Source organism: Streptodolium elevatio (assembly GCF_040649515.1).
Lineage (GTDB): Bacteria > Actinomycetota > Actinomycetes > Streptomycetales > Streptomycetaceae > Yinghuangia > Yinghuangia elevatio.
The window spans coordinates 18384-31057 of the sequence record NZ_JBEZFP010000071.1; the positions used below are offsets into that span (position 1 = coordinate 18384).

Annotated in this window: 12 protein-coding genes; 4 read left to right on the forward strand and 8 right to left on the reverse strand. The window is 73.2% G+C overall.

Annotated elements, in window-relative coordinates; all coding sequences use genetic code 11:
- Nucleotides 1-3 precede the first annotated feature (3 nt).
- Nucleotides 4-1107 (forward strand): glycosyltransferase family 2 protein, encoded by a 1104-nt coding sequence (locus AB0C36_RS25040; RefSeq protein ID WP_358357675.1) that lies wholly within the window; start codon nt 4-6, stop codon nt 1105-1107.
- 1 nt (nt 1108) lies between these two features.
- Here the strand turns inward: AB0C36_RS25040 and AB0C36_RS25045 are convergent, their stop codons facing one another.
- Nucleotides 1109-1696, reverse strand: a complete 588-nt coding sequence (locus AB0C36_RS25045) for a hypothetical protein (RefSeq protein WP_358357676.1) — start codon at nt 1694-1696, stop codon at nt 1109-1111.
- A gap of 165 nt (nt 1697-1861) precedes the next feature.
- Between AB0C36_RS25045 and AB0C36_RS25050 the strand changes: the two genes are divergently transcribed.
- Nucleotides 1862-2467, forward strand: coding sequence for a hypothetical protein (locus AB0C36_RS25050; RefSeq protein WP_358357678.1), 606 nt, complete (start codon nt 1862-1864; stop codon nt 2465-2467).
- 46 nt (nt 2468-2513) lie between these two features.
- Here the strand turns inward: AB0C36_RS25050 and AB0C36_RS25055 are convergent, their stop codons facing one another.
- From AB0C36_RS25055 to AB0C36_RS25065, 3 genes are all read right to left on the reverse strand, one after another.
- A complete protein-coding gene (locus tag AB0C36_RS25055) occupies nt 2514-3113 on the reverse strand; it encodes a class I SAM-dependent methyltransferase (RefSeq protein ID WP_358357679.1) in 600 nt (199 codons plus the stop codon).
- A 52-nt stretch (nt 3114-3165) separates the two neighbouring features.
- Nucleotides 3166-4320 (reverse strand): glycosyltransferase, encoded by a 1155-nt coding sequence (locus AB0C36_RS25060; protein WP_358357682.1) that lies wholly within the window; start codon nt 4318-4320, stop codon nt 3166-3168.
- Between the two features lie 182 nt (nt 4321-4502).
- A complete protein-coding gene (locus tag AB0C36_RS25065) occupies nt 4503-4982 on the reverse strand; it encodes a macro domain-containing protein (RefSeq protein ID WP_358357684.1) in 480 nt (159 codons plus the stop codon).
- Between the two features lie 151 nt (nt 4983-5133).
- Here AB0C36_RS25065 and AB0C36_RS25070 point away from each other — a divergent pair, with 151 nt between their 5' ends.
- Both AB0C36_RS25070 and AB0C36_RS25075 read left to right on the forward strand, forming a co-directional pair.
- Complete coding sequence (locus tag AB0C36_RS25070; protein ID WP_358357687.1) at nt 5134-6303, forward strand: glycosyltransferase family 4 protein; 1170 nt, start codon at nt 5134-5136, stop codon at nt 6301-6303.
- An 11-nt stretch (nt 6304-6314) separates the two neighbouring features.
- The gene (locus tag AB0C36_RS25075; protein ID WP_358357689.1) at nt 6315-6995 is read left to right on the forward strand and encodes a uracil-DNA glycosylase; all 681 of its coding nucleotides are present in this window, start codon (nt 6315-6317) and stop codon (nt 6993-6995) included.
- A 21-nt stretch (nt 6996-7016) separates the two neighbouring features.
- Here AB0C36_RS25075 and AB0C36_RS25080 read toward each other — a convergent pair whose 3' ends face one another.
- From AB0C36_RS25080 to AB0C36_RS25095, 4 genes are all read right to left on the reverse strand, one after another.
- Entirely contained in the window at nt 7017-9338 is a 2322-nt protein-coding gene (locus AB0C36_RS25080) for an FGLLP motif-containing membrane protein (RefSeq protein WP_358357692.1), read from the reverse strand.
- 119 nt (nt 9339-9457) lie between these two features.
- Nucleotides 9458-10345 (reverse strand): glycosyltransferase, encoded by an 888-nt coding sequence (locus tag AB0C36_RS25085; RefSeq protein WP_358357693.1) that lies wholly within the window; start codon nt 10343-10345, stop codon nt 9458-9460.
- The gene (locus tag AB0C36_RS25090) at nt 10342-11469 is read right to left on the reverse strand and encodes a glycosyltransferase family 4 protein (protein WP_358357696.1); all 1128 of its coding nucleotides are present in this window, start codon (nt 11467-11469) and stop codon (nt 10342-10344) included. Before AB0C36_RS25090 ends, AB0C36_RS25085 begins: the two co-directional genes overlap by 4 nt.
- A complete protein-coding gene (locus AB0C36_RS25095; RefSeq protein ID WP_358357697.1) occupies nt 11462-12667 on the reverse strand; it encodes a glycosyltransferase in 1206 nt (401 codons plus the stop codon). The genes AB0C36_RS25090 and AB0C36_RS25095 overlap by 8 nt, the downstream gene beginning before the upstream one ends.
- Nucleotides 12668-12674: the final 7 nt, after the last annotated feature.

A 12674-nucleotide genomic window follows, 5' to 3' on the forward strand; every position in this document is an offset into this window, starting at 1 on the left:
TCGATGACCGCGCAGACGCCGGCGGCCGCGGGGGCCGCGCAGGATGACCGGGTGCCGGCGCCCGGCACGCCGCCGAGTGTGAGTGTGGTGGTGCCGTCCTACAACTACGCGCGCTACCTGCCCACCAACGTCGGGAGCCTGCTGGACCAGGAGGGCGTCGAGGTCCGGGTGCTGATCCTGGACGACGCCTCGACCGACGGTACGCCCGAGGTCGGTGCGGACCTCGCGCGCGACCCCCGGGTCACGTACGAGCGGCACCGCACCAACAAGGGGCACATCGCCACGTACAACGAGGGCCTGTTGGAGTGGGCCGACGGCGACTACTGCGTGCTGCTCTCCGCCGACGACCTGCTGACGCCGGGTGCACTCGCGCGCGCGACGGGGGTCATGGAGGCGCACGAGGACGTCACCTTCGTGTACGGCAACCCGGTCAAGTTCGTGAGCGGCCGCCCGCTGCCGGTCGCCCGCACCGGCACCAAGTCCCGTGTCTGGCAGGGCGACCGCTGGATCCGCGGGGTCTTCCGGGCCGGGCGGAACCTGATCCTGTCGCCGGAGGTCGTGGCACGGACCAGCGCCCATCACGACGCCGGGGGCTACAACGCGGCGCTGCCGCACTCCGGTGATCTGGAGATGTGGCTGCGGCTGGCCCGGCGCGGGTCGGTGGGCTGGCTGCCGGCCGCGGACCAGGCCTACTACCGCATGCACGACAGCAACATGCACCACTCCACCTTCGACGCCCGCGCCCGCCTGGCCCAACTACGGGAGGGCTACGAGTCGTTCCTCGACAACGACGGCAGCGCGCTGGCCTACGGCGACGCGGTGCGTGCGGACATGCGCCGCAAACTGGCACGCGGCGTGCTGCGCAAGGTGATCCGCACGCTGGACGCCGGCGAGGAGTCCGCCGACGGTCTCACGGTCGACGAACTGTACGAACTTGCCGAGGAGTTGACGGACGTCCGCAGACTCCCGGAGTACCCGGGCGCCCGGGCCCGCATGTCGCTGGGGCCGACCCGCTGCGGGCGCCTGAACCCGGTCACGTCCCTGGTCACGCTGCGCCGGGGCCGGGACTGGGTCCGCTGGCACGGCAACAAGATCCGCCCGGTGTAGGTCACTCGGGGCACGGCATGCCGACCGGGACGTGGACGGTGGCCTCGCGGCTGGCGGTCCGGATCGTCAGCGGGACGCACATGGGGCGCTCGGCGTAGAAGCCGCCCGCGAACGCCAACCATGCCTGTGCTCCGGGGTGTTCCGGACACGGGGCCACGGTGATGACGGAGACCGGCTCCCGGATGTTCCCCCAGGCGATGGCCGGGCGTTCGGCGGCGTCGGAGGGAACGCTCAACTCCGCGCCCTCGCCGGCCCGGAGCACGAGTCCCTGCTTGGCGAAACGCCGGTCGCCCGAGCCGTCGGCCACGGCGAGTTGCAGCGTACGGTCGCGGTCGGGGACGGCGACGGCGTCGAGGACCCGCAGGTAGCCGTCCGGGGGTTCGGGGATGCCCTCGATCGACGAGGCGCAGTCCAGGCCGACGGTGCCGAGCCCGGTGACCGGCGCGCCGGGCGTGAACCGCGAAGGCCGTGAGGCCACTTGGTCGTCGCCGCCGGAGCCGTCGGCGCACGCGGAGACCGCGACCAGAGCCCCGGCGGCGAGCACGGGAACGAGCGCGGGAGGCAGGGGCGTTCGGCGGCGCGGCGGCATCCGGCCATCGTGGCGGCGACGGGGTCCGGGAGGAACGGCCCAGGCCGGTTTCGGCGGGTATCCGCGCCGATTCGGCAAGGTACGCGCGGCACCTGGGCACGCAAGCGGCAGCGGACCGCGGAAATCCGGTGGGTCCCCACGCGCCCCGGTGGCAGGGTGGCGGTCATGACAAGTGCCGAGGAAGCCGCGTGGTTGGCCGGGCAGCGTCCGTCCCGCGTGCGCGAGGTACAGGCGGGACGGCTGGGCTGGACCGAGGTGGACCTGCTCGCGGTGGGTGACGGCGACGCGACGGCGATCCGCGGCGTGCTTGAAGGGTTCGGCGTACGCGTCAACTACTTCCCGGTCGGCCAGGCCCGCCACATCGTCGCGGCACTCGGCGGCGAGCGGTCCGCGGCACCGTACGTGGTCATCGCCTGCCACGGCGACGAGGGCGCGATCCTGATGGACGAACTCGCCGAGGAACTGGCGGCGTTCCAGCCGTTCGACGGCAACATCGGCCCGGCGGAGGTGCGCGCGCACCTGCGCTTCCCCGGCAGCGTCGTCATCGCCACCGGGTGCGACACCGGCGACGAGGCGCTGGCCGAGGCCTTCCTCGACGTCGGCGCGGCGGCGTACGTCGCCCCGGTGCACGGGCCCTTCGGGTATGCGAGCGTCTTCGCCCCGCTGTTCCTCTTCTACGAGCTCACCGAGCTGCGCACCTTGGAGGAGGCGGTCGAGCGGCTGCGCGCGCACGACGCCGAACTGGCGATGTGGCGGCTGTTCAAGCGCTGACGGCTGCGACGGCCTGCGCCGCGGTGGGGCGATGCGGGGTCGAGCGCTACGGGCGTACCGCGCGCACCAAGGTGTCGATCGCCTCGCGCGCCTCGCCCTCGACGGTCACCGGACGCCGCACTCGTTCGGCGCGCTCCACCCGCAGGCCGGCACCGAGCGCCGCGGACACCCTGTCGGGCGTGTGCAGGATGTCCGGGTCCTGCGGTCCGCCGACCCCGTGCTCGAGGTTGTCCAGGTCGTGGCCGACGAGCAGGAAGGTGCCGCCGGGGGCGACGGCCGCGGCGGCGTTCGCCAGCACGGCGGCGATCTCCGCCTCGGGCAGGTGCAGGTAGGCGATCAGGACCAGGTCGTACGCCCCCGGCTCCGGCCGCCACGTCAGCAGGTCCGCGGTCACCCAGTCCACCGCGACGTCCTGCGCGTCCGACAGCAGCTTCGCCTTGGCCAGTGCCGCCGCCGAGAAGTCGACCGCGGTGACGCGCCAGCCGCGCTTCGCCAGCCAGATGGAATTGCGCCCCTCCCCCGCCGCGAGGTCGAGCGCACGGCCCGGCGGCAGGTCGCCCGTCTGCTCGGCGACGAAGCGGTTGGGGTCGGCCGACCAGACCAGCTCGGTGCCCGTGTACCGCTCGTCCCATGCCTTGGCGTCCACGTGTGCCGCCTTCCCGTCGTACCCGTGCCGGCGGGTCGGAGCGCCCGCGCACCTACGATCTTGCCCGATCACCCGCGGTGGCCATGCGGTAGATGCGGTCCAACTCGGCGCCGACGGTCTCGGGGGCGAAGCGCTTGCGGGCCTCGGCCGCGATGCGCTGCCGGTCGTACTTCTCGGGCGCGTCCGCGACCGCGCGCAGCGCGTCGGCGAGCGCCGCGGTGTCCTCCGACGGCACCAGGTGCCCGAGGTGGGCCTCCATGACCTCGCTGTGGCCGCCCACATCGGTGGTGACGACCGGCAGGCCGGCGCACCAGGCCTCCAGGACCGCGACCGTCAGGTTCTCGGCGCGGGACGCCAGCACGAACGCGTCGGACGTATGCAGCAGGCGCGCGATCTCGGTACGCGGCTGACGGCCCGCGAAGGTGACCACGTCGGCGATGCGCAGCCGTGCGGCCTGCTCCTCCAGCTTCACCCGCTCGCGCCCGTCGCCGACGATGGTGAGCCGCAGGCGGGGGTCGTCGCGCGAGGCCGCGGCGAAGGCGTCCAGCAGCACGTCGAAGCCCTTGGCCGGGGCCAGGCGGGCGACCGAGACGAACTCGACGGTGTCGCGGCCGGCGCGCGCGGCCGGGTCGGGCATCGCGAACCCGGAGGCGTCGACGGGGTTGTGGATGATCTCGAAGCGGCCGGTGAGCCCGTACGAACTGATCTTGTCGAGCAGCGACTTGCAGACCGTGATGACGGTCGCGGCCTCCGCGTACAGCTCGCGGGCCCGCTTGATGCCCAGCGGGCTGGGCGGGGGCTCGGTCCAGTGGCCCTGCCACGACGTGTGGTGCTCGGTGACGACGTACGGGATGCCCAGTTCGCGCTTCATCGCGACGAGGTAGTGCGCCCAGTAGAAGTGCGCGTGCACGATGTCGACGGGCCCGTACTTGCGGGCCACGTAGCGGACGGCCCGCTGGTAGCGCCGGGCCATCATGACGTGCGAGACGCGGCCGAACAGCCGCGACGGCCGCCAGCTGAACGTCTTGATCTGGTAGTGGCGGGGGTCGTCCGGGTCCTGCGCGAGGTACGGGGCGCCGTCCACCTGGGGCCACGTCAACTCGTCGGTGTTGGACAGCCGGACAACTTCGGCGGCGTGTGCCGCGGACTTCACCCAGTCGGTCTCCCACGGCACCCCGGGGTATCCGACGATCATCACGACCCGCATGCGCTGCACTCCCCCCACAGACCGGGGACTCCCCTCCCCGGCACGGCCCCATCCTGCCAGCGGGATCCGCCGCCCGTGCGCGCTTGGCGGAAGTCGCCCGGCGGAGTCGCCCGGCCCAGGTACCCCGGTCGTCCGAGTTGCCTGCCGCGAGGCGCTCGGCGGAGTCGCCCACGCCGAGGGCTTCAGTCGAAGTCGTAGACCGTGACCGCCGCCCCCGCGGCGACGAGGCTGTCCTCGACGAGCGGTTCGACCAGCTCCCAGCGGCCCCCGGCGAGCCCGCACCCGATGCGCGGCATGTGGACGGACGCGCCGAGTTCGCCGGCGCGGGCCGCGAGCCGGACCAGCGCGCTGCCGATGGCCTCGTACCGCACCGGCGGGCCTTTGCTGCCCGTCTTGGTCCCGTGCTGGCCGATCATGTTGGCCACCCAGATGTACTTCTCGACCTGCACGAACTGGACGGCGCCCAGCGCGAAGTCGTTGCCGGACCGCCCGCGGTGCCACAGCCGGTAGGCCGCCTCGGGCTCCTTCCAGCGCCGGGACAGCGCGAGCACGAACCCCTTGCCCCACCCGCCCGCGTCGTTGCAGACGTGCGCGATGATCTTGACGCCCTTGGCCTGCGGGACCGTCGCGTCGCCTCGGAGGTAGGTGATGGGACGGCTCATGCCATCGAACCTAGCCAAGAGCGGTGACACACCGTCGCTGGTTTTGCGCGGGTTCCGCGAAGCCTCCGACGGGGACCGCGCGGCCTTGTTACCGTGCCTCTCGGGAAGGGCCGTAGGGGTGCGGCCCGGGGGGATCTTCGAGGAGCAGCGCATGGGTCGTCGCATGGGTCGTCGGATCAGAGTCGTCCACGTCGTGTGGAGGCTCAGCACCGGCGGCGGGATTCCGCAGGTCAGCAGGCAGATCTTGGCAGGCCTGGACCCGGACCGCTTCGAGTGCCACGCGGTCACCGCGCGCCCGGCCGCGGCCGAGGACGAACTCCACCTGCTGGGCCCGAATGTGACGGTGCATCCGCTCGGCTACACCGGGCCGCCGAACAAGGTCGAAGAGGTGCGCATCCCGCTGCGCTACGCCGCCGCGGTGCGCAAGCTGCGCCCGGACGTCATCCACGCGCACAGCGGTACGGCCCGGCACGCGCTCCCGGCGGCGCTCGCCGTACCGTCGGCCGGCCGGGTGATGGAGGTCCACGAGCCGCTGCGCGGCGGCCTGCACAGCGAGTGGACGAACCGCATCGAGCTCAACATGATCTCCCGGGCCCGGTTCCGGCCGTTCGCGCACTCCTCGGACGTGCGTGACGCCACCGCGGCCCTGCTCGGGGTGCCGCGCGCCACGATCCCGCTCGTCCCGCTCGGCGTCGAGCCGCACGTCCCCGACCCGGAGGCCCGGGCCCGCGTACGTGCGGAGCTCGGACTCGCGCCCAACACGCGCCTGGTGGTCGGGGTGGGCCGCTCGGCGCAGAAGAACATCCCGCTGTTCGTCCGCGTCGCCGCCCGGGTGCTGGAGTGTCTGGGCGACACCGGACCCGCGGTCGCGTTCGCGGTGATCGGCCACCAGGACCCGGAAGTGCCGGACCTGATCGAGAAGTTGGGCGTCGGCAAGCGCGTCCGCCTGGTGCCGCCGTTGCCGCGCCTGCAACACGCCTTCGACGCGGGCGACATCTTCCTGTCGACCTCGGACTACGAGGGCTTCGGCATCGCGGTCGCCGAGGCGATGTGCGCCGGCCTCCCGGTCGTCGGCACCGGCGTGGGCGGCGTCAACGACGTCGTCGAGGACGGCGTCACCGGACGCCTCGTGCGCAAGGGCGACTGCGACGCATTGGCCGACGCCGTACGCGAGTTGGTGTCCGACGACGACCTGCGCACCACGATGGGCGCCGCCGCACGCGAGCGCGCGATGGCCCGCTTCACGCGCCCGACGATGATCGAAGGCTTCGCCGAGATGTACGAGAAGGCCGCGGCCGAGCGTGTCGGAAGCGGCCGGTAGGGTTTTCGACCATGGCAGCACGACCCCTACACGAGACCGTCGAAGCCGGCTGGGCGAAGGCGCTGGAGCCGGTCGCCGAGAACATCGCGGCGATGGGCACTTTCCTCCGCGCCGAGATCGCGGCGGGCCGCAGCTACGTCCCCGCGGGGGCCGACATCCTCCGCGCTTTCCAGCAACCCTTCGACGACGTACGGGTTCTGATCGTGGGCCAGGACCCGTATCCGACACCGGGGCATGCGGTCGGGCTCAGCTTCTCGGTCGCGCCCGACGTACGGCCGCTCCCGCCGAGCCTGGTCAACATCTACACCGAGCTCCAGAACGACCTCGGCGTGCCGGCCCCTTCCAACGGCGACCTGACGCCGTGGACCGAGCAGGGCGTGCTGCTGCTGAACAAGGCGCTCACCACCGCTCCGCGCAAGCCGGGCGCCCATCGCGACAAGGGCTGGGAACCGATCACCGAGCAGGCCATCCGTGCCCTCGCCGCCCGCGGCAAGCCGATGACCGCGATCCTGTGGGGCCGCGATGCCCGCAACCTGCGTCCGCTGCTGGGCAGTTCGGTGCCGGTCGTGGAATCCGCGCACCCCAGCCCGATGTCCGCCAGCGGCGGCTTCTTCGGCTCCCGCCCCTTCAGCCGGACGAACACGATGCTCGCCGAGATGGGCGCATCACCCATCGACTGGCGCCTGCCGTGAGCAACCGGGCCGGATCGCCGTTCAGGTGATGGTCGTCACCGGGCGCGGCGGCGCGCCCCTGCGACGGTCGTAGCGCAGGAAATAGCCCCAGAAGGCGATCGACGCCAGGCCAAATCCCAGGAGCAGCACGAGGATTCCGGTCAGCGCCCGCATCGCCTGGTCGGTCGGCACGGCGGTGACGTACTCGGTCACCAGCACGTGTACGAAGAGGACTGTGGCCAGCAGGAACGGCACGCCCCACGCGAGGCGTCCGCGCTCGCGCAACTTGTGGCCGTCGAGGAACCGCAGCGGCATGAGGCCGAAGACCACCGTCTCGACGCCGGCGACGAAGACCAGCGTCAGCAGGCCGGCCGCCAGTTGTCCGGCGCCCGTGCGCGCACCGAGCGCTTCCTGTACGGGAGTTCGGGCGAACCACGCCGCGACCGCCACGGCCAGGGTGAGCCAGACGCCGATCAGGATCGCCCCGGCCTCCCGGCGGCTGTTCCACCGCGCGATGCCCTGCCGGCTCACCGCGTAGACCACGACGACGCCGTAGACGTAGCCGGGAATCAGGTGCGCCGTGCGGGAGACCGCGACGCACGCCGCCGCGACCACGAAGGCGGCTCCGGCGACGTGCAGGGGCCCGCGGACGCCGCTCACGCGGCGGGCGTGCAGTTCGCCGGCGTGCTGGTAGGTCAGCCACGTCAGGACCAGGGCCAGGCCGAGTTGCAGGGCGAGCACGGCGGTTCGCCCGTTCAGTCCGCTGCCGGGTTCGACGCAGGCGAACAGTACGGCGGTCGCGGCGAACGCGGCGACCACGCGGGCGCGTTGTGGCACGAGCGTGCCGGCGGCGACGAAGGGGGCACGGATCACGGCGAGTTTGGCGTCGATGACGTCGCGGTGCTCCTCGTACGTCTTGTTGAACAGCTCTGCCGGGAATCGGACGACGAGCAGCAGGACGAGGACGCCCACGGCGGTGAGGGCGATGGTGCCGGGCGTGAGGTTCAGCCGGTCCGGTGCCGCGACGGAGGTGGCGAGTTCGGACTGCAGGGCCGAGCCGTCCACGCGGTACGAGGTCTTGACGACGTCCTGCGTGCCGCAGGACAGGGTCATCTTGTGGGCGCCGACGCGCGCGTCGGCCGGCAGCCGTACGACGGCCTGCCAAGTCGCTCCGGAGGCACCCGGGACGGGCGGGGCGGTGCGCACGAAGTCGAGGGTCCGGCCGTCGAGTTCGACACGCGGACCGGGTTCGGCCGTGCAGCCGGGAGGTAGGTTCGTCGCGGTGGCCTGGGCGGTCTCCCCCGGACGTCCCGCGGTGACGTCCAGGTCGGGTCCGGTCCGCCCGGTTCCGGACGGGTCGTCCCGGCCCGATTCGGCTTCGGGCGGTCGGGGTGCCCCCGCAGCGGCCGCGGGCGGACTCTGGCCTCGCACCGTGGCGTCCACCCGACCGGGCTCGGGCGCCGACGAGGGCCCCGGGGCGGCCGAAGGGCCTCCCGGCACCGGGGTGGTGGTGGGCGGCACCGACTTGTCCGCCGGCGCGGGCACGGGAACCGGCGCGGGCACCGGGGGCGCGTTCGGCGCAGGCGCGCCGGGGTCGGCTACGTGGGGCTGCGGAACACCGGGCGCGACCGGGACCGGATCGGCCGGCCTCGGCTCCCCCACGACCGGCGGAGGAGGCGGAGGCTGGGTCGGCTCGTTCCGGGGCGAAGGGGGAACCGGAGGCGCCTGCACGGTCATCGGCGCCGATGCGACCACCTTGCCGCCGCAGAGCATGCGGAGGCTGTGGGCGCTCTTCGGGTCGGCGCCGGCCGGGATGACGAAGTCGCCGCTCTGGTAGCCCCATTGGAGCTTCCCGAGGACCGTGCTGTCGTCGAAGGTGATCGACGCCGCGCAGCTCTCGTGGTTGAGGTAGTGGATGAAGGCCCGTTGGCCGGGCTGCGCCGTCCGGTCCACCTCGATGCGCGGGTTCGGCCACACCGTGAAGTCCACGACGGGGGATCCGTCGCCGAGCCCGACCTTGTGGTCACGCGCGGCCGCGTCGGCGGGCACGGTGAACTCGTAGCTCTTGCAGAACTCCCCGCCGGGGAACTCCTTCGCCGGGACGGGTTTGCCGTCCCAGTGGACCCGGCCGCACGACGCCTCGTAGGTGAGCGTGACCTTGTCACCCGGCCGGCCGTCGACACGGGACAGCGTCATCTCGCCCGCCACCGGGCGCACGCGCGCGCCGTCCCGGCCCTGCGCCGGTGCGACGGCCGCGGCCAGGGTCAGCACCCCGATCAGCAGCATCGGGAGCACGAGGGCCGCCTTGTCCAGCAGCCTGCTCCCGAACCTCCCCAAAGCCCGCCGAAGCGTATCCCCCTGCATGACGGTGAGTGTAGGAGCGGACGACGCTCCGCTCCGAGGGGCTTTACCCGATCGGGCACGAAGTCGAGGGGGTTCCCTCGTCCATCGAACTCGCTTGCGAGCGACGGGACTTGCCGGGGTCACCCAGGCGGCACGGTACGCCCCGTCCGCCCCCGCAGCGCGTGCCACGCGCCCAGCGAACGCGCCTTGGTGCGCACGAGCTTGCGGTCCTGCCGGGCCAGAGTCACGGCGGTGAACTTGGCCTGGCGTACGGCCCAGTGCCACACCTCGGGTGCCGACCGGTGTTCCAGGGCCATCGCCAGGTGGTTGCGGGACTGGTAGTAGAGCCGCCAGGGCGGTGCGGTCGCGGCGCCCACGTGGAGCGTCGCCACCAGTGGTTCGGGGAGGATGTAGACGGCCCATCCGGCGCGGCGCGCGCGGATGCAGTACTCCATCTCCTCCCACATCATGAAGTACTCCGCCTTGGGCAGCCCGAGTTCGCGTACCGCGGCGGTGTTGACCAGGGCGCCCGCGAAGATGAGCACGTCCACCGGGTACGGCGAGCGGTCGGCGGGCGGATCCACCAGCGGCAGGCGGCGGTTGCGCCACCCCGAGCCCAGCCGCGCGACCGTCCCGGTGTCGTCGATCAGCCAGGACGCGAACATCGCCGTACGGCGCGGTAGTTCGGGAAGCCGACCGAGCATGGTCTCAAGCGCCTCGGGCAGCGGGTGGTCGTCGTCGTTGAACAGCCAGGCCCAATCGTGCCCGTGCGCCTCCGCCGCCCGCAGCCCCGCCGCGAAGCCGCCCGCCGCCCCGGTGTTCGAGGCCAGCGGGAGGTGCGTGACGTCCGGGAACTCGGCGGCCAGCATCTCGGCGGTGCCGTCCGACGACGCGTTGTCGACGACGATCACCTCGTCGAGCGGCCGGGTCGACTTCGCGAGCGCGGTGAGCGTCTCGCGCAGCAGGTCTGACCTGTTGTACGTCACGAACACCGCGGCGACCGAGGGCGCTTCGACCGAAGGTGTCACGACAGCCCCTCCCAGATGGTGCGAGCCACGTGCGGCCAGGTCATCGTGGTGCGCAGTACGGCGCCGTGCGCCTCGGCGCGCTTGCGCAGGTCCGCGTGGTCGGTGCGGAGTGTGCGCAGCGCGCGGGTGAGGCCGTCGACGTCGCCGGGCTCGACGAGGATCCCCGCGTCGGCGACGATCGTGCGCTGGTTGCCGACCGTTGTGCCGACGCACGGCAGTCCGCGGGTGAGGGCCTCGACGAGCGCGATGCCGAAGGGCTCGCGGTGCGTGGGGATCACCAACGCGTCGGCGGCTGCGTACAGTTCGGGCATGCGGCCGTGCGGTACGCGGCCCGCGTACTCGACACCCTCGGGCAACGGACCGTCCGGTGCGCTGCCGGCGAGGACCAGGCGCCAGGCGGGGTCCTCGGCATGCACGCGGCGGAAGGCAGCGAGCAGTTCGGGTCCGCCCTTGCGCTCCCACTCGACGCCGACGAAGAGCAACTTGGGTGGTCCGGCCAGGGGTTCGCGGTGCTCGGGAGCCGTGTCGGCGGGGACGTTCACGCCCGCGCCGACCACGACGACGCGGGCGTCGGGCACGCCGTACCGCGCCGTGACGGCGTCGGCGGTGCTCTGGCCCATGACGTAGACGCGGTGGGCCCCGGCGACCATCGCGCGCTCGCGGGCGAGCCAGCCGGCGGTGTAGCGGGAGCGGTGTTCGCCGCTGCCGCCCGCGGGGTCGTCGGAGCCGGCCGTGCCCTCCAGGCCGACGCGGTCGGTGTAGACGCCGTAGCGCACGCCGGACGGCGGCACCAGCGCGGGCAGCGACTGCACGACGAGCAGCGGGCGTTCGGGAGTGAGCAGGCCGCGTCGGGCGACGTGCCGCTGGATGGCGACCGGCCACGCGGCCGTCTTCGTCCACGGGGTCCCGCCGCCGGACCGGCGCGCCTCGGCCATGGCCCGCACCCGGGCTCCGGCGAGCCGGGGTTCGCGGGCGAGCGGCATCAGGTCGTACGCCGTGACGTCGGTCAGCTCCCGCATCGCCGCCAGCAGCCCGGGGGCCGAACCGGAGAAGGCCCCGGCGTGCAGGACGACCAGCCCGGCGCCGCCGCGACCGGTCGTGGCGCGCGTCGTCTCGTCAGCCACGTGCCCTCCCACGCCGGGCCCGCGCCGCGCGTCCCGCCTCCTTGGCCTTGAAGCCGGCGAGCCTGCCCAGGGTCCCGGCGCCCGCGGCGGTGCGGCGCACCGCCCCCGGCGCGGCACGCTCGGCGAGGGCGGCCTCGTAGTAAGAGACGAGCAGCGGTGCGAGCCGGTCGAGTCCCAGGCGCTCGCGGACCATGTCGCGCGACCAGGAGGCGAGACCCTTGCGGGTCTTTTCGTCGTGGAACAGTGCGCGCAGCAGCTCGGGCAGCGGGTCGGCCGCCGGGTCCAGGCCCGGGCCGACGCCGTGGAATCCGAACCGGTCGAAGACGGGGATCGTCTCCGGGCGCACCGGCTCGGTGAAGCCCTGTTCGCCGACCACGACGCCGGGCGTCGCGAAGGCCATGCCGCGGAGGATCGAGCTGCCCATGCCGCAGACGACGTCGGCGCTCGCGTAGGCCGCACGCGGGTCGTCCAGGGGCCCGGTCATGACCACGGCGCGGCGGCCCAGTTCGGTGTTCACGCGCTCGGCGCGGGCGCGGAGGTCGTGTTCGGCGGATCCGCCGCCGACGACCAGCGCGCGGATGCCGGGGACGACCGTGTCGAGTGCGGCGACCGCGTCGATGGTGCGTTCGACGCTCTCCCGCTTCATGTTGTGGGCGAGGCGGGACACCACGGCCACCGTGGGCGGTCCGGCGGGCAGGTCGTGCGCGGCCCGGAACTCGGCGAGGCCGAGCCCGGGGGCGTCCGGGCGGTCGTGCCCGGTGTCGATCGGCGGTTCGAGCAGGTACGCGTGCCGCCGGGTCGCCCGGACCTCGTCGTACAGGTCCCCGTAGCCGAGCGTGAGCGGCACCGGCGGAATGTAGGGCGGCAAGCTGCCCATCGACATGATCGATCCGATGGCGGCGGCACCGGACGCGCCGAGGTAGGCCTCCAGCGTCGGCCAGTACTCGTAGGCGTGCACCACGTCGATGCGGTGCCTGCGCACGGCCGCGCGCACCGCACGCACGGTCGCGGGCGACGGCCGTACGCGCATGTCCTCGGGGGACGCGATCAGCGGCAGCCCGAAGGCCCGCGCGCGTACGGACAACGGTCCCTGACGGGCCATCACCCACACGTCGTGGCCGAGGTCGCGGACCGTGCGCGCGAGGTCGAGGGCGTTGATGGAGCTTCCGCCCAACTGCATGTCGTGCGGCATGACCATGACGCGC

Bases quoted from the DNA above. Each gene is read 5' to 3' on its own strand.
- AB0C36_RS25050 (WP_358357678.1), top strand. From the start codon at position 1,862: ATGACAAGTGCCGAGGAAGCCGCGTGGTTGGCCGGGCAGCGTCCGTCC.
- AB0C36_RS25065 (WP_358357684.1), bottom strand. From the start codon at position 4,982: ATGAGCCGTCCCATCACCTACCTCCGAGGCGACGCGACGGTCCCGCAG.
- AB0C36_RS25095 (WP_358357697.1), bottom strand. From the start codon at position 12,667: ATGGTCATGCCGCACGACATGCAGTTGGGCGGAAGCTCCATCAACGCC.
- AB0C36_RS25040 (WP_358357675.1), top strand. From the start codon at position 4: ATGACCGCGCAGACGCCGGCGGCCGCGGGGGCCGCGCAGGATGACCGG.
- AB0C36_RS25045 (WP_358357676.1), bottom strand. From the start codon at position 1,696: ATGCCGCCGCGCCGCCGAACGCCCCTGCCTCCCGCGCTCGTTCCCGTG.
- AB0C36_RS25060 (WP_358357682.1), bottom strand. From the start codon at position 4,320: ATGCGGGTCGTGATGATCGTCGGATACCCCGGGGTGCCGTGGGAGACC.
- AB0C36_RS25080 (WP_358357692.1), bottom strand. From the start codon at position 9,338: ATGCAGGGGGATACGCTTCGGCGGGCTTTGGGGAGGTTCGGGAGCAGG.
- AB0C36_RS25075 (WP_358357689.1), top strand. From the start codon at position 6,315: ATGGCAGCACGACCCCTACACGAGACCGTCGAAGCCGGCTGGGCGAAG.
- AB0C36_RS25070 (WP_358357687.1), top strand. From the start codon at position 5,134: ATGGGTCGTCGCATGGGTCGTCGGATCAGAGTCGTCCACGTCGTGTGG.